This is a genomic window from Actinomycetota bacterium (genome assembly GCA_040905475.1).
Lineage (GTDB): Bacteria > Actinomycetota > AC-67 > AC-67 > AC-67 > DATFGK01.
This window is the reverse complement of sequence record JBBDRM010000139.1, coordinates 34,450-56,668: the sequence shown is the minus strand read 5'-3', so window position 1 is coordinate 56,668 and position 22,219 is coordinate 34,450. Positions and strand designations below refer to the sequence as shown.

Below are 22,219 nucleotides of genomic sequence, written 5' to 3'. Positions count from 1 at the left end.
CGGGCAGGACGCTGATGCCGGCCTGCTGGAGCTGCGCGATGTCCGGAGGCTCTTCGTCGGTGATAAGCGAGACGGGGAACCCGCTGCGCTCGAGCGCGAGCGCCGCCTTGGCCGCTTCGGCGACCGGTCCCGCGACGCCGACCTCGCGGGGGATCCGTGCGCGCAGATCCGCCACGACGTCGGGAGGAAGCTCGGCGGTGGGGGAGTGGACGACGTGATGAGCGCGGGAGAACAACCGCTCGAGCGGTCGATGGTCGCCGATGATCACCAGGACGTCCATGCGGCCGTAAGTGTAGACCCGAAGACGGTTCGGGAACCGGAGACTACGCGGCGGGAACGATCGCGACCGCGACGGCGACCCGGCGTTCGTGCCGGCCCCGGTTGCTCGGCCGGTTCACGACCTTTCCTTTCTTCACGAACGTGGTCGAACCGCCGCCGTCAAGATTCAGCGCCTCGACCGCGCCGAGCCTGCGCATCAGGTCGCCCGCTTCGATCAGGGTGAAACCATCCGCCCGGCCGGGCTGTCGTCCGTCGGCCGTTACGAGCAGCATGTCGCCTGCTGCGTTCCAGCCGATCATCGTGCGCGGGGCTCGGGAGCTCTTGGCCGTCGCCACGGCCTTGCCCTTCTGGACGAGCACTTCCTTGCCGGCGACGCTCTGCAGGGCGTCGGGCGAGGCGGTGACCCGCAGCGTCGCGTTCCGCTCGGCCTTGCCGGCCGATACCTCGTTCCAGAGCCCTTCGAGCGTCCTCGCCCCGTCGCCGCGGCCCGACAGGACCACGCCGTCCTTGGGGATCTTGCCGCCCTTCGTGTGCGCGTCGACCAGTTCGAGCGTCGTGTCCACGTCGGTGGTCAGCCTTCCCGAGGGCGACACGACGCGCGCGACGATCTCGAACCCGGTCTTCGTTCCCGTGGTGGCACCCCATCGCGGCGTGAACAAGACGATGCCGTCCGGCGGTCGGGGGATGTTCACCCCGGTGACCGTCGTGGTGCGGGGTTCGAGCGTGGAGGGCGGGGAAAAGAGTTTGATGCCGGTCGCGATGCGCCGGTGGAAGGTCACGAACGACGTTGCCATCGCCATCGTGGAGATGCTCGGAGTGTCATCCGCCGCGAGGCTGAACTGCTTCCGCCCGCCGGCCGGCGAACGCATCGGCTCCCCCTCGCTCACCACGCCGCCGACCGGGACGCCGTCGCTGAAGTAGTCGCCGTTGACGGCGAGCAGGCAGTTGACCCGTTCGCACATCCGGCTGGTCTTCTCGGTTCGCGGCTCGGGGCCGGCCACGAGCCCGTTCGACAGGACGACCTTGAGCCGATGGGGGGAACTGCGCTCGATCCGCGCGATGTTGATGACTTGGTCTCGGTTCTTCCGTCGGAGCTCGATATGCCAGACACCACTCGCGACGCGCTGGGACTTGGTGACCTTGTAGTTCTTCGGGACGCGGACGCCGGCAACCCACGTGGACCCCGAGGCGACGGTTTGCGCCGCGATCAGAGCGAGCAGCAGCGACCATGCGTAGACGTACCGACGTTTGCTGCGCTTACCCGCGTGCGCCACCACGCATCCCCGTCCCCTGTTGCTGGAGCGAGGAGTCTACGGCTCACGGGCGGCGCTTCATAGACCCCCGCGCGGTGTTCTTTCGAATCGCCCCGAACGCGTTTCCGCTGCGCGTTCGGGCGCTCGTTCTGCTTAGTGGCCGGGCCGGTAGTCGACCTGCGTGAATTTCTCGAGCTTTTCCCAGCGGTGCTCCGACCGGATGGTTCGGATCGTTCCCGAACGCGATCGCATGACCAAGGTCTCGGTGATCGCTCCCTCGCGAGTGGTCCGCACGCCGTCGAGCAGGTAGCCGTCGGTGATCCCGGTCGTCGAGAAGAAGACGTCGTTGCCGGACACGAGGTCGTCGGTCGTGAGGACACGCGTGAGGTCGTATCCGGCCTCGACGGCGCGGTTGCGCTCGTCGTCGTTGCGCGGCCACAGCTTCCCGTGGATCGCGCCGCCCATGCACTTCAGCGCGCACGCGGTCGTGATCCCCTCGGGAGTGCCGCCGATCCCGTACAAGAGGTCGACGCCGAGCGAGCTCCGGCCGGCCGCGATCGCGCCGGCCACGTCGCCGTCGGTGATGAGCCTCACGCGGGCGCCGGCCTCGCGGATCTCGCGGACGAACCCCTCGTGGCGAGGCCGGTCGAGGATGGTGACGATCACATCGCCGACCTCGATGCCCTTCGCTTTCGCCACCTTCGCGATGTTGTCGGCGATCGGAGCCTCGATATCGATGACCTCGGCGGCCTCAGGGCCGGTCGCGATCTTCTCCATATATACGCACGGGCCCGGATCGAACATGGTTCCCCGTTCGGCCATGGAGATGACCGAGAGCGCGTTCGCTCCGCCCCGCGACAGCAAGGTCGTCCCGTCGATCGGATCCACGGCGATATCTACGGCGGGTTGCTCCCCCGTGCCGACCTTCTCGCCGTTGTAGAGCATCGGCGCCTCGTCCTTCTCCCCCTCGCCGATCACCACGATCCCGTCCACCGAAACGGTGTCGATCATCAGCCGCATCGCGTCGACGGCGGCCTGGTCCGCCGCGATCTTGTCTCCCCGTCCCATCCACTTCGACGCCGCGAGGGCGGCCGCTTCGGTCACGCGCGCGAGCTCGAGCGCGAGGTTGCGGTCGGGTCTGGTTCCCGGCCTGTCCGTTGGGTTCATGGGCGTCATCGAATCACATCCTTCGGGTCACGCGTCGAGTGGACGCACGCCGGTCAGGTGGCGCTGGGCGAGCGCGCGGTAGGCGGGCGGGTTCATCTGGACCCAGAACTCCGAGGCGGTCCCGGTGATCGGGCCTTTGACGGCGGCCGGAACGCCGGCCGCCAGCATGCCGTCTGGGATCGTGTCGTTGGGCTTCACAACGGCGCCGGCTGCGATCATCGCGCGGGCGCCGACCCGCGCCCCGTCGAGGATGGTCGCGCCGTTGGCGATGAGGCATTCCTCGCCGAGGACCGCTCCGTGCACGACGCACAGATGCGCCACCGTCGCTCCGCGGCCGACCTCGATCGCCATCTCGGGCGGCGAGTGCAAGATCGATCCGTCCTGGATGTTCGCGCCGGCTCGGATCACCACCGGCGCGTAGTCGGCGCGCACGACCGCGCCGTACCAAACGGAGGCCTCCTCCTCGATCGTGACGTCGCCGACGATCGTCGCGGTGGGAGCGACGAACGCGGTGGGATGGATCGTCGGACGCTTGCCCTCGAACTCGAACAACGGCATCGGTGACCTCCCGCGTGACGGCTTGGCGCCGGAAGGGTACGGGGATACGCTCGGCGCCGCCATGTCCGCCGACCTCGAAGGTGTCGTCGATCAGATCCCGCCGGGCCACGGCGCGATCGGACTGCTGTCATCCGACGAGTTCATGCCGGTGGCCGAGCCCTTCGACCGTGCCCTGCTCGAGGTCACCGGCCCGCGCGTCGCGCTCATCCTCGCCGCGCACCCACCCGGCGCTCCGCACAGCGCGCGGCTCGGACTCGCGCACTATCGGCGCCTCGGCGCCGATCCGGTCATCCTCGACGTGCTCCACCGGAAGGACGCGCGCGCGGAGGCCTTGCCCGCGTTCGACGTCTTGTTCCTCGCCGGCGGGGATCCGAACGCGTTGCTCACATGCCTCGGCGACACGCCGCTCTGGGACGAGGCGCTTCGTCGTTGGGCCGGCGGCGCGTCGCTCGCGGGCTCGAGCGCCGGTGCGATGGCGCTGTGCCGGCACTCGCTCGTCCCGCAGCCGGGCGACCGGCGGCCGACCCGGTGGACGAACGGCCTCGGCCCGATCGAGCGGTTCGCGCTCGCCGTTCACGCGAAGGGCGCGCCGAAGCAGTGGCTGGCCGCGATCACGGCGGAAGCGCCGGTGCCGGTGGTCGCGCTGGACGACGGGGTTGGCCTGGTGCTGCGAGCGGATGCGTCCGTTACGGCGGCCGGCGAGGGGAGAGCGCGGGTCGTGGAGCGTGGCGCTAGCTGAGGAGCGCGTTGGTGAGGTCGCGCACCTCCGGAACGTCGATGGGGCCGACCACGCGCTCGGTGATCGTGCCGTCCGGCTTGATCCAGTAGGTGATCGGCTCCTCGGAGAGCCCCCACGCCGCGGCCGCCGGCGCGAGCAATTGCCGTTGAACGGTGTCGGCCTTGTCGTCCTTGTAGACCTCGACGTGGACGAAGTTCACGCGGTCGGCGAGCTCCGCGCCCACCGTCTGGATCACGTCGACGACCGGGCCGCAGACGCGGCTGGTGCAGAACTTCGGCGTCCCGATGTTGAGCACGGTCGGCTTACCGTTCGCGAGCGCGACATCGAGCGAGATGCGGTGCATCGAGCACGGCGACGCTTCGCCCTTGGAGTCGACCCGGGTGCAGTAAGGCTCGACGCCCCTGTGATCGTCGACCGTCGGTGTCGGCACGGCGATCGCCTTGGCGCCGGGCGCGGGCCCGGAAACGCGCTGGACCGCCTCGAATGTTGCCTCACCGTAGAGCTTGCGGCCGCCATCGTTGGCGGTGACAAAAACCTGCCACTGCCCGGCTTGGTCGAAGTTGAAGCGTCCGACGTACACACCCTTCTCGCCCAAGCCTTCGCCGTGGTAGCTGACTTCAACGGGGCCCCTTGCTCTCGTTCCGGCTTGCCCGTACCAAGCGCGCGGGGATCCCCCACTAGATCGAGCCCCTTCGCTGCTGATCAAAGCGAACGGAACGCGCGCATCGGAACGGACGAGAACCTGGAGATTTGCCTGGATCACCTGAATGCGAGTGGCTCGTTCAGCCTCCGCCTGGCTGATGAGCGATTCGATCGTGCCACCTGTAGGGGACGGCTCGTCGTCCCCGCCGCACGACGTCGCCAGCCCGACGAACGCGAGGCCGCTCACGGCGAGGAAAGTCCTACGATCGAGCTCGGGCATCGAGGCGCATCCTATCGGCGCCCCCGGCCGACCGCTCGCGCGCTATTCCGAGTAGCGGACCGCCTCGGCGGGTGGGAGCCGGGACGCGCGCCACGCAGGTCCGAGCGTCACCAGCAGGACGGCGACGTACACGATCCCGAGGATGCCTCCGATGCTCGCCCAGTCGACCCCGAATCCCGGCTTCGAGTCCTGTTGCCGGTAGAAGAGGTATCCCATCGTCAGCCCGACCACCATCCCCACGAAGACGCCGATCGTCGCCGTGACGGCCGATTCGGTCATCAGGCCCGCCATCACGGCACGCCGTTTGTAACCGATCGCGCGGAGAACGCCGATGACGTGCCGCCGCTCGGTCACCACGCGCAGCGCGACGATGCCGAGCGACAAGATCCCGATGATCAACCCCATGCGCATCAGGACATCGATCGTGGAGAAGAAGGCTCGGTTGGCACGGTCGGCCTGGTCGAGCAGCGCCTGCACCGAGTCGGCGTCGACACCGGTCTCGAACAACTCGCTCTCGATCTGGCGCGCGACGGGCAGGGCCGCGTCTTGACGCTTCAGGTCGAGGAGCATCGTCGCGCCCAGCTGCGTATCCGCGAACGGGATGAACGCCTGTGCGGTGCCGATCACCCCGTCGATGAGACCGAACGACTGGAAGCCGACGACGGTGTAGGTGACGGGTCCGTCCTTCCCGTCGAGGGTCAGCTTCTCACCCGGCACCCCGAAGTTCGTGATGATCTTCGTGGGATCGGTCGCGACCGCCTGCCACGCCTGTCGGTCGGTGTCGTACGCGTCGTCGAGTTGTTCGAGCTTGAGCGGCGGGTCGGCGGCCACGGTTGGGGGAACCTCGAACAGCGGCAGGAACATCCGCTCCGAGTTGGAGAAGTCGTCGCCGGTCGATGCGACCGAGCCGATGTAGCCACGCGTCGGCAGCGTGATCGAGCGCGTGGTCTGCGCGAGGACCGAGTCGGGGATGTCGATCCGGGGCGAGCCCACGTTGAGGACGCGCACGTCGTACCCGTTCCCGAACCGATCGTACGCCGGACGGAAGATGATGAAGAAGACCGCGAACATCGCCAGCATCCCGATGATCACCGCGAATACGCCCGTCGTGAGCCCGGTGCGCATCGGCCTCCGTGAGAGGTAGGCGAGCGGGGGTCGAAGGATCGCGCGGAGTCCCGCGAACGCCCTGCCGAGCACCCCGACGATCGTCTCCGCGATGTGCAGGTTCCCCGAGGTCAGGATCGTGAGCCCGAAGACGGCGCTCAGCATGGCGAACACGAATACGCCGAAGAACTCTTCGACGTCGGCGTTCGGATCCTGGCCGGCGACCTGCGAGAACGACCAGCCGGCGAGCGCGAGCCCGAACAGCGTGGCATGTGCACGAGGCGACAGCCGACCGCGCATGAGCGACGACGCCACCAGGATCACGGCCAGCCCGCCGATCATGCGCGGGAAGGCTTCCCCGCCCACGATCCCGGCGACGCCGAGCAATGTGAGGAGGCTCAGAAACACGGCGCGTGTGATCCTCAACCAGCGAGGGCGCTCTCCGCGTGGCGGCTCGGGAAGGTTGCGGATCGCCGCGGTGATGGTCATACGGGAGGTGCGCCACGAAGCGAACGTGATGACGACCAGCGTCAGCACCGAGCCGATCGCGAACCCCGTGAGAACCGTCGCCGGCTTGAGCACGAAGAAGAACTGGAAGTCGAAGTCCTCGCCCGCGAACTCGGCGAACGCGCGGCCGAACCGCGATGCCACGAGACGTCCGGCCGCGACTCCCACGGCGATGCCCACGACCCCGGCGGCGAGGCTGTAGATCGCACCCTCGATCACCGACAAGCCGACGAGCCGCCGTCGTTTCAACCCGAGGGCGCGCAGGACGCCCATCCGCGAACGGCGTTCCTCGGCGAGCATGCCGATGATGTTCACGACCAGCGCAGCGCCGACCGCCACCACGAGCGAGCTCATCCCGACGAGCATCGCCCGGATGAATGTTGTGAATCCCTCGGCGTTCTTCGCCTCGGCGCGCTTGGCGTCGCTTACCTCGAGCGGGACCGGAGCATCGATCCGGGCCACGGCGCTCTGCACCGCAGAGAGCGTATTGGGGGCCGCATCGAGGCTATCGCGGATCCCTCCGAGCGCGGACACGCGGATGATGTTGATGCCCTCGACCCCGGCGATCCGCTGCGCCGTCGGAAGCGGCGCGAAGACTGCCGCGCCGAGCGTGTAGGCGCCGGGACCTTCCTGTCGCGCGATCCCCGCGATGCGGAGCTCGATCGGCTGGGTTCCCTCCGCGACCTCGAGCGTGAACCGCATGCGGTCGCCGGCGCGCGCATCGATCTTCTCCGCCAGGACGCGCGACACGAGGACCTCGCCGAGAGCCAGATCCTCGCCTGTGGTCGAACCGCCCTCGACCAAGTCGTAGGCGCCGAACGGCGCTTGCCGGGCGGGGTCGAAGCCGACGAGCACGACACGAGACGTTCCCTGCCGGCGGTCGAGGTCTGCCGCGGATCCGATGAGCTCGAGTCCGCCGGCCACACCGTCGGACGTACGCGTCACCTCAGGATCGGAGGCGAGGCGGTCCGCGATCTCCTTTTGAAAGAAGCGGTTCGATGCGCTGACGGTGATGTCGACGTGGCCCCAGTTGCGGTACGCGAACGAGTCCACCGCAGAATCGCCGACCGAGTCGCTTGCGACGAGCGCGGCGGTGATGGTCGCCGTGCCCACCATCAGTCCCGCGACGACGAGCGCGGTCTGCCCGCGACGGCGGACCGCCTCGCGGACGGCCAGCTTCCGGAGCAGCGGCCTGCGCCACGCGAACAACGTGATCAGGCCGTAGGCGATCGCGAACAGGACCAGGACCGGCATCATCGCGTGTCGCTCTCGATCAAGCCGTCGCGCATCGCGATGGTCCGCGAAGCCTGCGCGGCGATCCGCTGATCGTGCGTCACCATGACGATCGTCTGGCCGTCTCGGTTGAGCGAGCGGAAGAGCTCCATCACCGAAGCCGACGATTCCGAGTCGAGGTTGCCGGTCGGCTCGTCCGCCCAAACCACCGCGGGTTTGTGAACGAGCGCCCGGGCTACCGCAACGCGCTGCTGCTCGCCGCCGGAGAGCTGATCGGGGCGGTGGTCGGCGCGCGGGGCGAGCCCGACCTGCTCGAGCGTTTCGAGCGCGCGCTTGCGTGCCTCTCGCGCACCGGTGCCGATGAGGAGCAGCGGGATCTCGACGTTCTCCACCGCGGACAAAACCGGAAGGAGGTTGAAGGCTTGGAATACGAAGCCCATCGATCGGGCGCGGAACTCCGTTCGCGGATCGTCTTTCATCGAAGCGAGATCGGTGCCGTCGATGAGGATCTCACCCTCGTCGATGCGCTCGAGCCCCGACAGGCAGTTGAGGAGCGTGGTCTTGCCGGAACCGGAAGGCCCGACGATCGCGACCATCTCACCCCGGGTCACGTCCAGATCGATCTTGCGGAGGGCTTCGACTTCGGCCCCGCTTCGGTACACCTTGCGCACGCCTGTGGCACGAACGATGGCGTCCACGATCGGATCTCCCCCTGGTCGCTCGACTTTCCCGCGCCGCCTCCCAGAGGGGAGCGGCGGCCCCAGGCTAGGCGCAAACGGGATGACACCGCGAGCCGGAAAACACCTCTTCCGGACGCGCGCTTGCTCCCCCTTGACGGCTCGCTCGCGCCGGGCGTATCGTGAACCTCTCACTCGAACATACGTTCGAGTCATGATAGGGGACGAGCCTGCGGCCCAGGCCTACTTACGAGGTCCGTCGCGGCGTCCCCGGGTGGCGAGATGTCGAAACGCTACGAGGAACCCGCCGACGTCGAAGCGCCCGAGGGAACGATCGAGGCGTTCTGGTGGCGCGGCAAGCGCTACTACGTCCGGCAGGTTCTGTGTCGCTGGCGCGAGGCGACGGGGTGGTGGGAACCCACGGGAGACGTGGCGCAGCCGTGGGCGAGAGGAGACGCGCGCGAGATCTGGCGCGTCGACGCACAATCTGAAAATAAGGGTGTGCCGCCGGGCACGTACGAGCTGAGCCACGATCTCCGCAAAGGCACGTGGAGCCTCTTCCGCGTATGGGACTGACGCGTTGTGCGCGCCGCCGGAAAAACAAGAGGAGCGGGTGTCCCCGCTCCTCCTTCATGCCCGTGGTGTATCGGACACGCGACTCTGACTAAGCACGTCTATCCTCGCTCGCGGAAGGCTACTGGTCAAGTGCCGGATGGCGGGACGGTTATCTCTGGTTGGCCGTCCCGGCGGGGGTCCCTCCTCGATAGGAGGGGTGGGCCCGGGCGGATTCGAACCGCCACCTCGAACTTAGTCAGAGTCGTGTGCTGTCCTTTACACCACGGGCCCACCGCCTCAGCGACCGTATCGGCTCAACGTGTGCTAGCAAGTTCGCGTGAATCGCGATGAAGGGCGCGCGGTTCGCGCATCTGTCGGTCCGGACGACCTACTCGCTGCGCGAGGGTGCGATCCGGCCCCAAGAGCTCGCCGCGGCCGCGCGCCACCTCGGCATGGACGCGGTCGCGATCACCGACACGAACGGCCTCTACGGCGCGGTCCGGTTCGCGCAAGCGTGCGGGATCGCCGGCGTGAAGCCGATCTTCGGGACGCGCCTTACCGTCGAAACCGCGCAACCGGGTAACCGACAGACGGTCACGCTCCTCGCGCGGACGCAGGACGGGTACACGAACCTGTGCCGGATCCTCACCGCGGCGCACATGCGCGGCGAGCGCGGCGACCCATGCGACTCCTTCGAAGACATCGCCGAGCACGCTGCCGGCCTGTTCGCGATGCTCGGCCCCGATTCGGAAGCCGGCCGCCTCGCCATCGCGGGGCGCCTCGACGACGCCGACACGGCCACGCGCCCCTGGCTCGAGGTGTTCGGGCGACTCCTCTCTATAGAGGTGCGCAACTGGCTCGAGCCGGGCTCGGGGCTCGAGGTGCAGCGTCTGCTCCATCTCGCCGACGCCCGCCGCATCCCGGCGGTGGCGACCAACGGCGCGCGAACGCTCGCGCCGGCCGACGCGTTCCTCGCCGACACACTCGACGCGATGCGCAAGCTCGTGCCGCTCGCCGCGCATCATCGCGACAACACCAACGCCGAGGCCTACCTGAAATCCCCGCGGGAGATGACGGTCCTCTTCCGAAGTCGTCCGGACGTGATCGCGAACGCCGCACGGATCGCCGAGTCGTGCGAAGCCGACATCGGCCTCGGGCAGCTCCATCTCCCGCACTACCCGCTCCCGCGCGGCGTCTCCGCGAACTCGTTGCTCGCGCGGCGCTGCTGGGACGGCGTCGCCCGCCGCGGCCTGGAGCCGGACAAGGTGCTGCGCGACCGGATCGACTCCGAACTCGCGATGATCGCGAAGCTCGGCTTCGCCGGCTACTTCTTGACCGTCGCCGACATCGTCGAGCGCATCAAAGCCAAACGCATCCGGGTCGCGTGCCGTGGCTCGGCGGCGGGGAGCCTCGTCTGTTACCTCACCGGCGTCAGCGAGGTCGACCCGCTCGAGCATCACTTGCTCTTCGAGCGCTTCGTGAACCCATACCGCAACGAGCTGCCCGACGTGGACCTCGACGTCGAGAGCGCCCGCCGAGAGGACGTCTACACCGACATCCTTTCCTCGTTCACCGAGAACCAGGTCGCGTGCGTCGCGATGGTCGACACCTACCGCGCGCGCGGCGCGATCCGCGAGGTCGGCAAGGCGCTCGGCTACCCCGAGGGCGAGGTCGACCTCGTTGCGAAGTCCTTCCCGCACACCAACGCCGGCGAGATCCGCGCCGCACTCGAGCATCTCCCGGAGCTGAAACGCACGAGCCTCGCTCGTGGGCAGCTGGATCTGCTGTTCTCGGTCGCCGAGCGCCTCGACTCGTTCCCGCGCCACATGGCGCTGCATCCCTCGGGGATACTCATCGCGCCCGACGACCTCGTGACGCGTTCGCCGCTCGAGCGATCGGCGAACGGTTTCCGGATGATCCAGTTCGACAAGCACGACGTCGAGGCGCTCGGCCTCCTCAAGCTCGACGTGATCGGTATCCGGATGCTCTCCACGATGACGCATGCGATAGGCGAGATCGAGCGCACGACGGGGGAGCGCGTCGACCTCGATCAGATCCCGCGCGACGACGACGGCACCTTCGCGCTGATCCGCGCCTCGCGTACGCTCGGCTGCTTCCAGATCGAATCTCCGGGCCAGCGTGAGCTGCTCGGCAAGTTCCAGCCGACGTGGTGGCGAGACCTGATCATCGACATCTCGCTGTTCCGGCCGGGTCCCGTCCAAAGCGACATGATCGGCCCGTACCTGAACCGCCGGCACGGCTTCGCCAACCCCGTCTACTCCCACCCGGCCATGCGCGCCTTCCTGCAGGAGTCGTTCGGCGTGATCGTCTTCCACGAGCAAGTGATGCTCGCGATCTCCGCCGTCACCGGCGTCGACCTTGGATACGCAGACCAGGTTCGCCGCGAGCTCTCCGACGAGGACAAGATCGATGCCATCAAAGACTGGTTCTACGAGCGCGGCCTCGAGCGCGGCTGGCTTCGCAACGAGATCGATCCGGTCTGGCACGAGGTCGCCTCCTTCGCGGCGTTCGGGTTCTGCAAGGCGCACGCGGCAGCCTTCGCGGTCCCGACGTACCAATCCGCCTGGCTCAAGGCGAACCATCCGGCGGCCTTCTACGCGGGGGTACTCACGCACGAGCCGGGGATGTATCCGCGTAGGGCGATCCTCGACGACGCACGGCACGAGCAGGTGCCGATCTTGCCGCTCGACATCAACGCCAGCGCGCGAGAGTACACCGTCGAGTACAGCGCAGCGCCCGACCACGAGCTGAGCGTGCGGATCGGGTTCATGCACGTCGACGGGATCTCGGCGGGGGAGATCGAGTCGATCTTGAGCAACCGGACCCGGCCGTACGGCGGTCTGGTCGATCTGTGCCGGCGGACGAAGCTTTCGAGGCCGACGGTGGAGAACCTCATCCATGTGGGGGCGCTCGATGGGTTCGGAGGGCGGCGGGATCTGCTCCTTCAGGTGAAGGACTTGTGGGAGAAGGCGGCGCCCAAGCCGGAGAAGACTCAGGTGGAGTTCGCAGTGGAGGAGCCGTTCCTCTCCTTCGGGTTGCGGCCGTACTCGGAGGCGGAGCGGGTGCGGGCGGAGCTCGAGGTCACCGGGCTCGACGTCAGCCGGCATGTGGTGTCCTTCTACGATCGGTTGATCGAGCGGCTCGGGGTGACGCGAGCCGCCGACGTGCGGGGGCGGCGGCAGGGGGCGCGGGTTATGGTCGCCGGAGTGAAGGTGGCATCGCAGACACCGGCTGTTCGATCCGGGCAGCGGATCATCTTCCTGACGCTCGACGACGCGACCGGGCTCGTCGACGTCACGGTGTTCGAGAGCGTGCAGGAGCACTGCGCATGGACGATCTTCCACTCGTGGCTGATCGTCGCGCGGGGCACGCTGCACAAGACCGGCGCGCGCGGCGTGTCGATCAACTGCGAGCGCGCCTGGGACCTCGCGGCCTTGGCGCGGGCGGAGCGGGATGGCACGCTCGACGTCCCCGCGTTGTGGGAGGAGGGCGTGGCGGAGATCGAGGCCTACGAGCGCGAACGGCGTCGCCTCGCCCGGGAGCAGAAACGGGCCCCGTTGTCGCCGGCACGGCCGCGCCCCGCGGCCGTGCGCCCGCTGCCGACCCGTGCGCCCACCGAGGACGCTCCGCGGAAGCTGTGGCATGCGAGCTCAGGATCCGCCGGAGCCTAGGAGCCTGATGGTCCCGGACGAGCCGATCCTCCACGTCGATATGGATGCCTTCTACGCATCCGTCGAGGAACGGGACGATCCGACCCTTGCCGGCAAGCCGATCGCCGTCGGTGCAGCCGGCCCTCGTGGGGTGGTGATGAGCGCCTCGTACCAGGCTCGCGCGTTCGGGGTTCGCTCCGCGATGCCCAGCGTCCGCGCGCGCCGCCTGTGTCCAGATCTGGTGTTCGTGCCGCCGGACTTCGAGCGATACAAGGCGGAGTCCGATCGCGTGATGGCCCTGCTCGGTTCCTTCACGCCGCTCGTGGAGCCGGTCTCGCTCGACGAGGCGTTCCTCGACGTCACGGGAGCAGGCCGGATGTTCGGCTCACCCGAGGAGATCGCCCATCGGATCAAGGAACGCGTCCGGAGCGAGCGGCACCTGGACTGCTCCGTCGGCGTCGCGCCGAACAAGCTCCTCGCCAAGCTGGCGAGCGCGCACGCGAAGCCCAGTGGGGTCGTCGTCGTTCCCGCCGGCGGGATCCGCGCGTTCCTCGACCCGCTCCCGGTTCAGGATCTCTGGGGCGTAGGCGAGCAAACCGCTGCGTCGCTCGACCGGCTCGGCGTGCGAACCGTGGCGGACCTGCTCGCACTGCCCGCAGGCGTCCTGGCGCGTGCGCTCGGCCCGGGGCCGGCCGCCCACTTCCAGGACCTGGCCCGCGGCGTCGACGACCGCTCCGTCGTCCCGCACGAGCCTGCCAAGCAGGTCTCGGCCGAGGAGACCTTCGATCGCGACCTGGACGCCCTCGCGGACATCAAGCGGGAGATCCTGCGACTCGCAGAACGGGTTGCCGGCCGTCTTCGCGCCGCCGGGCTGTCCGCGCGCACCGTCACGCTCAAGGTCCGCTTCGCCAACTTCAGCACCATCACGCGCTCGCGGACCCTCGAGACGCCGACGGACGCGGCCGCGAAGCTCTTTGCGACGGCGCACGACCTCTACGGACGGCTCTCCCTGGCGCGGCCGCGCATCCGACTCCTCGGGGTTGCGGCCACGGGGCTCGTCTCCGGCGGGATATCGGAGCAGCTTCGGATGGGAGAGCGGCCCGACCGCTGGCGCACCGCGGACCGTGCGATGGATACGCTACGCAGGCGATTCGGCGGCGACGCCGTCGATCGCGCTGCACTCGCAGAACGCAAGCCGGTCCACGGTCGCCCGAGCCAAGGCGACGGACCCGACCAACCCCGGAAAGGGAGGACGTCATGACGAAGGTTCTCTACGAGGTGGACGGTGCCGTTGCCCTCGTCACGATCAACCGGCCCGAGGTGCTCAACGCGATCGACCAAGACGTCTTCTTCGGGGTACGCGACGCGGCCGGGCGCGCAGAGGCCGACCCGAACGTGCGCGCGGTAGTCCTCACGGGAGAAGGGCGAGCCTTCTCCAGCGGCCTCGATACCTCGCTCTTCGCGAACGGCATCGGCGCCGGGAGTCCGCTCGCGCTCGACATCGCCGCGTTGCAGAACTGCTTCACGGTGTACGAAACGATCTCGAAACCAACGATCGCGGCCGTGGGCGGGCTCGCCTTGGGCGGCGGGATCCAGCTGGCCACGGCCTGCGACCTCCGGGTTGCCGGTGACGACGCCGAGCTCGCCGTCTACGAGATCCGGTGGGGGATCATCCCCGATCTGGGAGGCACGCAGCGTCTGCCTCGCCTCATCGGGCTCGGCAGGGCGAAAGAGCTCGTTATGACCGGAAGGAAGGTTGGAGCCGATGAGGCGCTCTCCTGGGGCTTGGTTAACCGTGTCGTTCCCAGGGAACGTTTGCTGGATGAGGCGATGGGCTGGGCCCGCGAGCTCTCCGCGGGCCCTCCGCTGGCCGTCGCGGCGGCCAAGCGTCTCGCGACCGGCGCTTTCGACGTGCCGCTGATCGCCGGCCTCGAGCGGGAGGCCATGATCAACCGGCGGCTGCTAGCGTCCGAAGACTTCCGTGAAGCCGTGATGGCACGTTTCGAGAAACGTGCACCAACGTTCCGAGCGCGATGAAGTGCCTTGTCCGGCCTGGAAGGGCCACCCTATAATCGTCCCAGACGGGCTCCCAAGAGCGAATCCGAGGTAGGCATGCCGCTCTCCGACCACGAGCAAAGGATCCTGGAAGAGATAGAACGGCGTCTGGTCGCCGAGGATCCGAAATTCGCGCGCGAGGTTGGTGCCGGCGTCAGCGAAGGGGCGGCGCTGCGCAAGGTCAAGCGTGCCGTCGTGGGATTCGCACTCGGCTTCGCGGTTCTCATCGCAGGGTTGTTCCTTCCGGATCTTCTCGTCGTCTTTGGCATCACCGCCTTCTCAGTGATGGTCGCTTCGGCGATGGTGATCGCGTCCGGGATCAAGCAGGTCGGCCGTGAACGTCCCGAAGGTGGAAGGGGTTCAGGCTGGTTCGCGCGCATGGAAGAGCGGTGGCGCAACCGCTACGAGCGCGGCAACGACGGAACCTGACTCGATCCGCCTCGCCCATCCTTCTGCAAGGTTCCGTGTTCCAAACTTTTTTGAAAGAAACTTCACGCACGTCTTGCAGGTAATGGGTCACGTGCTTTAGAAATGACACCTACGCTTCGCCTTCCCCCGCAACGCCGGCCCGCCCGATCTCGCATTGGAGTCACCTTGATGGAAGGTTTCACCTCGCTCCAAGCATCACGCTTCACCGGCACAACGGGGAACCAGCTTCGTTACTGGGACAAGATCGGGCTCGTGAAGCCCGGTGTCCAAGCTACAGGGGGACGCCCGGGAGTGCGCCGGGTCTACTCGTTCCGCGATCTCATCGCGCTCAAAGTCGTCAAGTCGCTACTGGACGGCGGCATGTCCCTTCAACGCGTTCGTCGGGCGTACGGTTGGCTGCGCGAGAACGTGAACCTCGACGAGCACCTGTCGAGCGTGAAGCTCGTCACGGATGGCAAGAGCATCTTCAAGATCCTGAAGGGCGAAGGAGACATCCTCGACGCCCTGCGGCAGGGTCAGATGGCGTTCTTCGTGGCGATCGACCAGCTCGCCGGGGAGGTAGGGACCGGCGTCTCCGAGTTCCTGCGCGACCGAGACCAGTTCGTTCGAACGCTTCGGGCGGTCGAGCATGAGCTGGAACTGGAGACGACTCCCAGGCGACGGCAGCGTAAGCGCGCGTCCGGCTGACGCGACCCGCTACGGTTCGATCCGAGCCGCCCGCATGCGGCTCCACGGCGCCCCACCGCCTTCGGGGTCCGTTCGCCACCAGGCCCATCCGACCCGGCCGAGCACCCTCGCGCGCCGAGGCAGGCCCGTCGAGATCGAGCGCCGGGCATCGCGGGAGAGTTTCGCGGCCGCGGCGGGCTCGATCCCGTTGAGCGGGGCGTAGACCGCGTCCGTGCCGATGCGGGCGAGCCCGTCGAGCGACGAGCCCGCATCCGAGGAAGCGTTTGCCAGGCGCCGGGCGTGCTCCATCGGTGTCTCGCCGGGTCCCCGACCCAGCCCGACCGTGGCGCACCAGTCGAGGAAGTCGAGATAGCGAGCCGAGACCTTGTCTTCCGCCGTCCCCGCCCGGCGGTAACGAACGACCCTCCGGGCGCGAGCTGCGATCGGGAGGGCGAACAGGGCTAGGATCAGGAGAACGCCGGCGAGGGTTCCGACCTGGATGAGGCGCCTGCCCCCGGACACCCCGGAGCCCGCGCCGGGAGTCTCGTCGAACCGCTCTGCGCCCGGGGCCGACGGCGACGCACTCGCATCGGGGCTTTCCTCGGCTGACGGAGTGGGTGAGGTCGCAGGGTTCGAGGGCGCCGACGCGGGTGTCGTGTAGCGGGGCACGAGCATGCCGTCGCTGCGTGGGGTCGGCTCGAACGTGACCCACCCGAACCCCGACATCCAGATCTCGACCCACGCGTGGGCCTGCCGGCTCGTGACGTCGTACTCGTCCGGCTGCACGCCGGTGGTCCCGACGGCGAAACCGATCGCCACCCGCGAAGGCAGGCCGAGCGTGCGGGCCATGACCGCCATGGCCGTCGCGAACTGCTCGCAGTAGCCGCGCCGGATGTCCACCAGGAACGACTCGATGTCGTCGATGTTGTGGGCGAGGGCGACGTCCTCGTCGTAGGCGAAGGTCCGGAGGTGATCCTGGAGGGCGACCGCCTGGCGGAACGGCGACCCATCGCGTGCGTCGGCCCGCTCCACGATCTGTTCGGCGATCCCCTGAACTCGAGCGATCTCGGCGGTGGGCGGGAGCAATAGGTATCGGGCCAACGCAGCCTCCGAGGTCCGCGGCGCGCGATCGAGCTCCTCGAACGACATCGTCGGAATGCGACTCCTGACCGAGTAGTCGGTGCCGCCCCGCATGTCGTTCGAGATGATCACGGTGCGGGTCGTCGGGTCGGCGCCAACCCCACGAAGCCCCTCGACCCTGACCGGCTCGAACGCAGCAGGTACCCACGGGCCCGACAGGTTGTGGATCTCGAACTGCTGCGTGACCAGCGTGCTGCGCGGCGAGGTGCCTTGCGCGGCGATCTGTCTCTCGCCGAGCTTGAGCTCCGGACGCTGAGGGCCGGAGGTCCATGTCGTCCCATCGAATCGGTCCAGCGCGGTTAGCCGCCAGTAGCTCGCGATCCTTGAGCGCACCGTCATCACCTCGGTTAGCGCACGGCTGTTGAGCTGAGGTCGGATCGACACCAGCGGGTTCAGCGCCACCCGATCGCCGCCTCCGGTCGCGCCGCGCAAACCCGGCGGCGCGCTGAAGCCCGGAAGGATCGGTGTTCCCACCACGGCGACGAGGATCGCGATGACGCCGATGCGCGCGGCGAGGCCCGGCCGCCAGCCGGGTGAGCCGAGACCCACCACCCGGCCCCAACGGCTGAGTCGGAACCGCTCGTCGCTGAAGAGGACCCACATCGCTCCGGCGAGATACGCGCCGGCGTCGAACCAACGGCGGTCGCCCTCCAATATGGTCCCCGGCAAGACGAACAGCGGGACCGTCACGCCGATCGCGAGCATCGGGTGTCGGAGCTTGTTCGCCGCGTCGTCGGCCAGCCAGGCGGTCGCCCATATCGCGAACGCCGCCAAGACGAGGAAAGACGTGGTCGCGGGGACCGGAGCTGCGTCGGTCTGCGACCGCCGAAGTCCCTCGGCGGCTGCGTTCCAGATCAAGGAGAGCGATTCAGGCGTCGGGAAAGGTCCTACCAGCGAATCGCGGAAGAACGCCAGCGACGAGAACCAAAGGAACGCGACGAAGGAAGCGAGTGCAGCGATCAACGCCGGCGCTCGGAACCGCCGCAGTCCCCACGCGACCGCGGTACTTCCCGCCGAGGCCGCGATCGCGACCGCGCCGATCTCGCTCGTCCGGAAGAGCCGGCCGAGCGGGAGCGACGCCGCGCCGACGAGCGCGGCGACGCCGAGCTCCGAAGGGAGCCCGGTGCGACGATCAGGGTCTGCCATACGTCCCGGTACCTGTCTCGTGCGCCGGCCGAACGCACACGCCAGCCGGCACGGATGAGCGCACCTTCAGCCGCCGCCAGTTTCTGGTCGGCTTCCGCGCGTGTGCGCGGTGCGATGGTTCCGAACGAGTCCACGTCGACGATCACGGCCCCGCACCACCGGTAAACGGAACGGAGTCGTCCCAGCGCGGCGACCTCCTCCGGCGTCGGCGGTGGGAGGATCGCGATGAGTGCGCCTTCAGCGCCCGGCCGCCGTCCGACGCGGCGCAGCGCCGGCAACAAGGTGCGGACCCCGGACGGCTGCATCACGGCGAGGACCTCGAGCAGCGCCTCGGTCCCGTTCCGTCCCGAACGCGCGACGATCGGTTCGCGCTCCTCGGTGGAGAGCCGCAACCCGAACCCGAGCCGGCCGAGATGCCAGACGGTGGATGCCGTCGCCGAGACGGCCCACTCGATGCTGGCCTCGGCGCCGAACCCCCGGTGCGCGGTGGCTCGCGCGTCGAGGAAAACGGTGGCTCGCGGGAAGAAGCGCGCCTCGTCCTGACGGATCATCAGTTGGCCGGTCCGCGCGACCGACTTCCAGTGGATCTTCCTCAGATCGTCACCGGACTCGTACTCGCGGACCGCGTAGAACTCGTCTCCCGCCGGCGCGAGGCGATACACGGCAGATGGTCCCTTGCCGGCGCGATCGGCCGGCGGTCCCCCGGTGCCGAGCCGCTCGACCCGCGGATAAACGAGGACGTCTTCCGCCACCGCCAGCGTCGCGGAAGCCTCGGCGAGGCCGAACGGGTCGACGACTCGCGCGTGCAAGGGTCCGACGGAGTAGCGGCCCCGAGCCGTCGGGTGTCGCTCGACGACGATGGTCTCGCGGCGTCCGGGCGGGAGCGAGGCCAGAGAGAAACGACCCGGCCCGCCCAGTGCGGGCGGAGCCTGATCCTCGAGAAGCATCGGCGGGCTGGGCATCCCCCCGAGGTTGCGGACGCTGAACTGGATCGCGAGGCGGCCGCCGGAGAACAGACGTTTCGGTGTAACCGCACGGGAGAAACCGATCCGGTAACGCGCCCACCGCACCGCGATCGCGGAGAGGCCCGGCAGCACGCCCGCCGCCATCGCAACGGAGAACAGCTCATCCACGGAGAGCGCTCGAGCGACAAGGTAGAGTCCGATCGCACCGAACATCAGCGCCCGGCCGCGGCGCGTCGGCATCTCTAGCCTCGGATCGGGATCGCGACCTGTTCCACGAGGTCGTCCACGACGTCGACGGGTGTCCTTCCGCTCATGTCGGCCTCGGGAGAGACGATCAGCCGATGGGGGATGACGGCCGAGGCGAGCGCTTTGACGTCATCGGGTATGACGTAATCCCGTCCCTCGGACGCCGCGTAGGCGCGACAGGCGCGGAGCAGAGCCAGGGATGCGCGCGGACTCGCGCCGAGGGAGAGCTCCGAGGTGTGTCGGGTCGAGGCGATCAGTTCGACGATGTACGAGTTCAGGGTCTCCGCCACGTGAACCTGTTTGGCGGCCTCGATCATGGCGAGGATCGTTCGAGCGTTCGCCACGGCTTCGATCTCATCGAGGGCCGAGTGCTGCCCGTGGCGGTGGAGCACCTCGATCTCGGACTGCGAGTTCGGATAGCCGATCGAAAGGCGCATGAGGAACCGGTCGAGCTGGGCGACCGGCAGGGGATAGGTGCCCTCGTGCTCGACGGGATTCTGGGTCGCCATCACGATGAACGGTTCGGGGAGCACGTGAGTGACCCCGTCGACGGTCACCTGCTTTTCCTCCATGGCTTCGAGGAGCGACGACTGCGTCTTCGGCGAGGCCCGGTTCACCTCGTCACCGAGCACGACGTTCGCGAACACCGCTCCCTGGCGGAACTCGAAATCGCCGTGTTCCTGGTCGAAGACGCTGACCCCGGTGACGTCGGTCGGAAGGAGGTCGGGCGTGAATTGGATGCGGCGCCATGTGCATCCGATCGTTTTCGCGATCGATTTCGCGAGGAGGGTCTTGCCCACGCCCGGCACATCCTCGATCAGGAGGTGGCCCTCGGCGAAAAGGCACACGAGCGCGAGCCGGATCTGCTGTGACTTGCCCTGGATGACTTGTTCGATGTTGGCCTGGAGGCGTTCGAACGAAGCCGCGAAATCGCCGTTCGAACGGCCGGACTTGCGTGGCGGCACAGGCTCCTCCGCGAGACGGGTGGCGGCCATCGTAGCAGCCCCTTTCAGGCGTCGACACGGCCCTTGCGGGCAGTAGTACGGACGTCGCAGCGGTGAGGTTTGTTCCGGACCCCAACCGGCATCAGGCAATCCCGGGAGGGGCGCGGGGACGTATCCCAAAACGGAGGCCGCGCCGTTTTCGCGCCTCAGCGCGTCCCGCATAGGATTGGGTGTCCGATTCCGCCGGGCCCGGTGTGGGGCTGAGCGGTCCGTGGGAGGTGGGGGAACGTGAAGCATCCGCGCATGCTCGTGCGCATCCCGGCTGTGTTCGCCGTGCTCGCGCTGGTCGCGACGGCGTGCGGGGGTGACGAGGAGCCGGGAGGCGGTGGGAAGAAAGGCGGGTCGTTCGTGTTCGGAGCGTCTGCCGATCCGGTGAGTCTCGACGGCGCGAAAGTGTCGGACGGCGAATCGATCCGAGTCATCTACCAGATGTTCGAAGGCCTTGTTCGTGTGAAGGATGGCGGCTTCGAGCCGGAACCCTCTCTGGCGACGTCGTGGAAGCCGTCGGCCGACGGCACCTCCTGGACCTTCGATCTCCGCAAGGGCGTGAAGTTCCACGATGGTACCGATTTCAATGCCGACGCGGTATGCGCGAACTTCAATCGGTGGTTCAACTTCCGCGGGTTGCTCGCCACTGAATCGGTGGCGTACTACTGGACGTCGGTCTTCGGCACGTTCAGTGACAAGGCCTCGGATAGCCTGTACAAGTCGTGCACGGCAACGGATGCCGACACCGCGGTGATCAATCTCACGACGCCGTCGTCTTCGTTCATCGCCGGCCTGACCCTTCCGTCGTTCTCGATCGCAAGCCCGACGGCGCTCCGTCAGTACGAGGCGGACAAAATCTCCGGAACGGCGGACGCTCCGAAGTTCGAGGGAAGCTACGACTTCGAGCATCCTACCGGAACGGGTCCCTTCAAATTCGAGAGCTTCCGTGCGAACGATCGGGTAACGCTCGTTCGCAACGACGACTACTGGGGCGAAGAGGCTCTGTTCGACAGGCTCATCTTCCGCACCATCGAGAAAGCGGCCGACCGGCGCGTCGCCCTCGAGACGGGCGAGATCCAGGCGTATGAGAATCCCGACCCGGGCGATCTCACCGCACTCGAAGCCGCCGGGTTCAAGCTCGCCCAGCGCGATCCGTTCAACGTGGGTTACGTCGGCTTCACTCAGAAGGTGAAGCCGTTCGATAACCTCAAGATCCGCCAAGCGATCGCACATGCCCTCAACAAGGACGCGCTCCTCAAGGCGAAGTACCCGCCGGGAGCCGTGCCGGCGACGCAGTTCGTCCCGCCCGATCTTCCCGGATGGAACGCGGACGTCACGATGTACGAGTACAGCCCCGACAAGGCGAGGCAGCTGATCGCCGACTCCGGCGTCACCACGCCGATCACCCTCGAGTTCGCCTATCCGACCGGGGTCAGCCGGGGGTACATGCCCGACCCGGCCGCGAACTTCCAGGCGTTCAAGGCCGACCTCGAGGCTGTGGGCTTCCGGGTGGTTCCTAAGACGGCACCGTGGAGTCCCGACTATCTCACCGAGGCACACGACGGCAAGTACGGGATGTACCTCCTGGGGTGGCTCGCCGACTTCGGCGACGCCGACAACTTCGTCGGCGTCTTCTTCCAGAACCCGAAGGCGGAGTTCGGGTTCACCAACCAGGCGATCTTCTCCAAGCTCGACGAGGCAGAGCGGGAGACCGAGGAGGCCAGGCGTGTGACGCTCTACAAGGAGGCCAACAAGCTGATCTCCGATCTCGTGCCGGGCGTCCCGTACGTCCACACGTCGACGTACGTGGTCCTGGCGAAGAACGTCCAAGGGTTCATCCCGAGTCCGATCAACCTCGAGCGTTATTCGATCGTCTCCTTCACATAGGAGGGATAGGCCACTGCGAGGCGGCCCC

17 protein-coding genes and 1 pseudogene are annotated in these 22,219 nt (G+C 68.0%); 8 read left to right on the top strand and 10 right to left on the bottom strand.

From position 1 onward, the window contains the following. Positions 1–323 precede the first annotated feature (323 nt). From WEB06_17380 to WEB06_17370, 3 genes are all read right to left on the bottom strand, one after another. On the bottom strand, positions 324–1,553 hold the full coding sequence (locus tag WEB06_17380; GenBank protein ID MEX2557387.1) for a phosphodiester glycosidase family protein: 1,230 nt from the start codon (positions 1,551–1,553) through the stop codon (positions 324–326). Positions 1,554–1,685: 132 nt separating this feature from the next. Next, positions 1,686–2,708, bottom strand: a complete 1,023-nt coding sequence (gene glpX, locus WEB06_17375; protein MEX2557386.1) for a class II fructose-bisphosphatase — start codon at positions 2,706–2,708, stop codon at positions 1,686–1,688. Between the two features lie 18 nt (positions 2,709–2,726). After that, positions 2,727–3,257: a gamma carbonic anhydrase family protein gene (locus tag WEB06_17370; protein MEX2557385.1), complete on the bottom strand. Its 531-nt coding sequence runs from the start codon at positions 3,255–3,257 to the stop codon at positions 2,727–2,729. A 61-nt stretch (positions 3,258–3,318) separates the two neighbouring features. On the opposite strand from WEB06_17370, the gene WEB06_17365 reads away from it, so the two are divergent. Then, positions 3,319–3,996: a Type 1 glutamine amidotransferase-like domain-containing protein gene (locus WEB06_17365; GenBank protein MEX2557384.1), complete on the top strand. Its 678-nt coding sequence runs from the start codon at positions 3,319–3,321 to the stop codon at positions 3,994–3,996. Here the strand turns inward: WEB06_17365 and WEB06_17360 are convergent. From WEB06_17360 to WEB06_17350, 3 genes are read right to left on the bottom strand one after another with little or no spacing between them, the layout of a single operon-like run. Further along, positions 3,989–4,918, bottom strand: coding sequence for a hypothetical protein (locus WEB06_17360; GenBank protein ID MEX2557383.1), 930 nt, complete (start codon positions 4,916–4,918; stop codon positions 3,989–3,991). The two genes, WEB06_17365 and WEB06_17360, sit on opposite strands and share 8 nt — an antisense overlap. A gap of 42 nt (positions 4,919–4,960) precedes the next feature. Beyond that, on the bottom strand, positions 4,961–7,783 hold the full coding sequence (locus WEB06_17355) for an FtsX-like permease family protein (GenBank protein ID MEX2557382.1): 2,823 nt from the start codon (positions 7,781–7,783) through the stop codon (positions 4,961–4,963). Next, the gene (locus WEB06_17350; protein ID MEX2557381.1) at positions 7,783–8,463 is read right to left on the bottom strand and encodes an ABC transporter ATP-binding protein; all 681 of its coding nucleotides are present in this window, start codon (positions 8,461–8,463) and stop codon (positions 7,783–7,785) included. The genes WEB06_17355 and WEB06_17350 overlap by 1 nt, the downstream gene beginning before the upstream one ends. A 258-nt stretch (positions 8,464–8,721) precedes the next feature. On the opposite strand from WEB06_17350, the gene WEB06_17345 reads away from it, so the two are divergent. Continuing rightward, positions 8,722–9,015 carry a DUF6504 family protein gene (locus tag WEB06_17345; GenBank protein MEX2557380.1) on the top strand — a complete coding sequence of 98 codons (294 nt, stop codon included), beginning with the start codon at positions 8,722–8,724 and terminating at the stop codon, positions 9,013–9,015. A 197-nt stretch (positions 9,016–9,212) separates the two neighbouring features. On the opposite strand, the pseudogene WEB06_17340 reads toward WEB06_17345, so the two are convergent. Then, a pseudogene (locus tag WEB06_17340) lies at positions 9,213–9,285 on the bottom strand. 56 nt (positions 9,286–9,341) lie between these two features. On the opposite strand from WEB06_17340, the gene WEB06_17335 reads away from it, so the two are divergent. The 5 genes from WEB06_17335 (at position 9,342) to WEB06_17315 (ending at position 15,836) form a co-directional block, all read left to right on the top strand. Continuing rightward, positions 9,342–12,686, top strand: a complete 3,345-nt coding sequence (locus tag WEB06_17335; protein MEX2557379.1) for a DNA polymerase III subunit alpha — start codon at positions 9,342–9,344, stop codon at positions 12,684–12,686. A gap of 7 nt (positions 12,687–12,693) precedes the next feature. Next, a complete protein-coding gene (gene dinB, locus WEB06_17330) occupies positions 12,694–13,926 on the top strand; it encodes a DNA polymerase IV (protein ID MEX2557378.1) in 1,233 nt (410 codons plus the stop codon). After that, on the top strand, positions 13,923–14,702 hold the full coding sequence (locus tag WEB06_17325; protein MEX2557377.1) for an enoyl-CoA hydratase-related protein: 780 nt from the start codon (positions 13,923–13,925) through the stop codon (positions 14,700–14,702). The genes dinB and WEB06_17325 overlap by 4 nt, the downstream gene beginning before the upstream one ends. A gap of 75 nt (positions 14,703–14,777) precedes the next feature. Then, on the top strand, positions 14,778–15,149 hold the full coding sequence (locus WEB06_17320) for a DUF3040 domain-containing protein (GenBank protein ID MEX2557376.1): 372 nt from the start codon (positions 14,778–14,780) through the stop codon (positions 15,147–15,149). A 168-nt stretch (positions 15,150–15,317) separates the two neighbouring features. After that, positions 15,318–15,836 (top strand): MerR family transcriptional regulator, encoded by a 519-nt coding sequence (locus WEB06_17315; GenBank protein ID MEX2557375.1) that lies wholly within the window; start codon positions 15,318–15,320, stop codon positions 15,834–15,836. A gap of 9 nt (positions 15,837–15,845) precedes the next feature. Here the strand turns inward: WEB06_17315 and WEB06_17310 are convergent, their stop codons facing one another. Genes WEB06_17310 through WEB06_17300 form a run of 3 tightly spaced genes read right to left on the bottom strand, consistent with a single transcriptional unit; the run spans position 15,846 to position 20,307 of the window. Next, positions 15,846–17,996: a DUF3488 and transglutaminase-like domain-containing protein gene (locus WEB06_17310; protein ID MEX2557374.1), complete on the bottom strand. Its 2,151-nt coding sequence runs from the start codon at positions 17,994–17,996 to the stop codon at positions 15,846–15,848. Next, positions 17,915–19,306, bottom strand: a complete 1,392-nt coding sequence (locus WEB06_17305) for a DUF58 domain-containing protein (protein MEX2557373.1) — start codon at positions 19,304–19,306, stop codon at positions 17,915–17,917. Before WEB06_17305 ends, WEB06_17310 begins: the two co-directional genes overlap by 82 nt. A gap of 2 nt (positions 19,307–19,308) precedes the next feature. Beyond that, positions 19,309–20,307, bottom strand: coding sequence for a MoxR family ATPase (locus WEB06_17300; GenBank protein MEX2557372.1), 999 nt, complete (start codon positions 20,305–20,307; stop codon positions 19,309–19,311). Positions 20,308–20,544: 237 nt separating this feature from the next. Here WEB06_17300 and WEB06_17295 point away from each other — a divergent pair, with 237 nt between their 5' ends. Beyond that, a complete protein-coding gene (locus WEB06_17295; protein ID MEX2557371.1) occupies positions 20,545–22,191 on the top strand; it encodes an ABC transporter substrate-binding protein in 1,647 nt (548 codons plus the stop codon). The last annotated feature ends 28 nt before the right edge of the window (positions 22,192–22,219 follow it).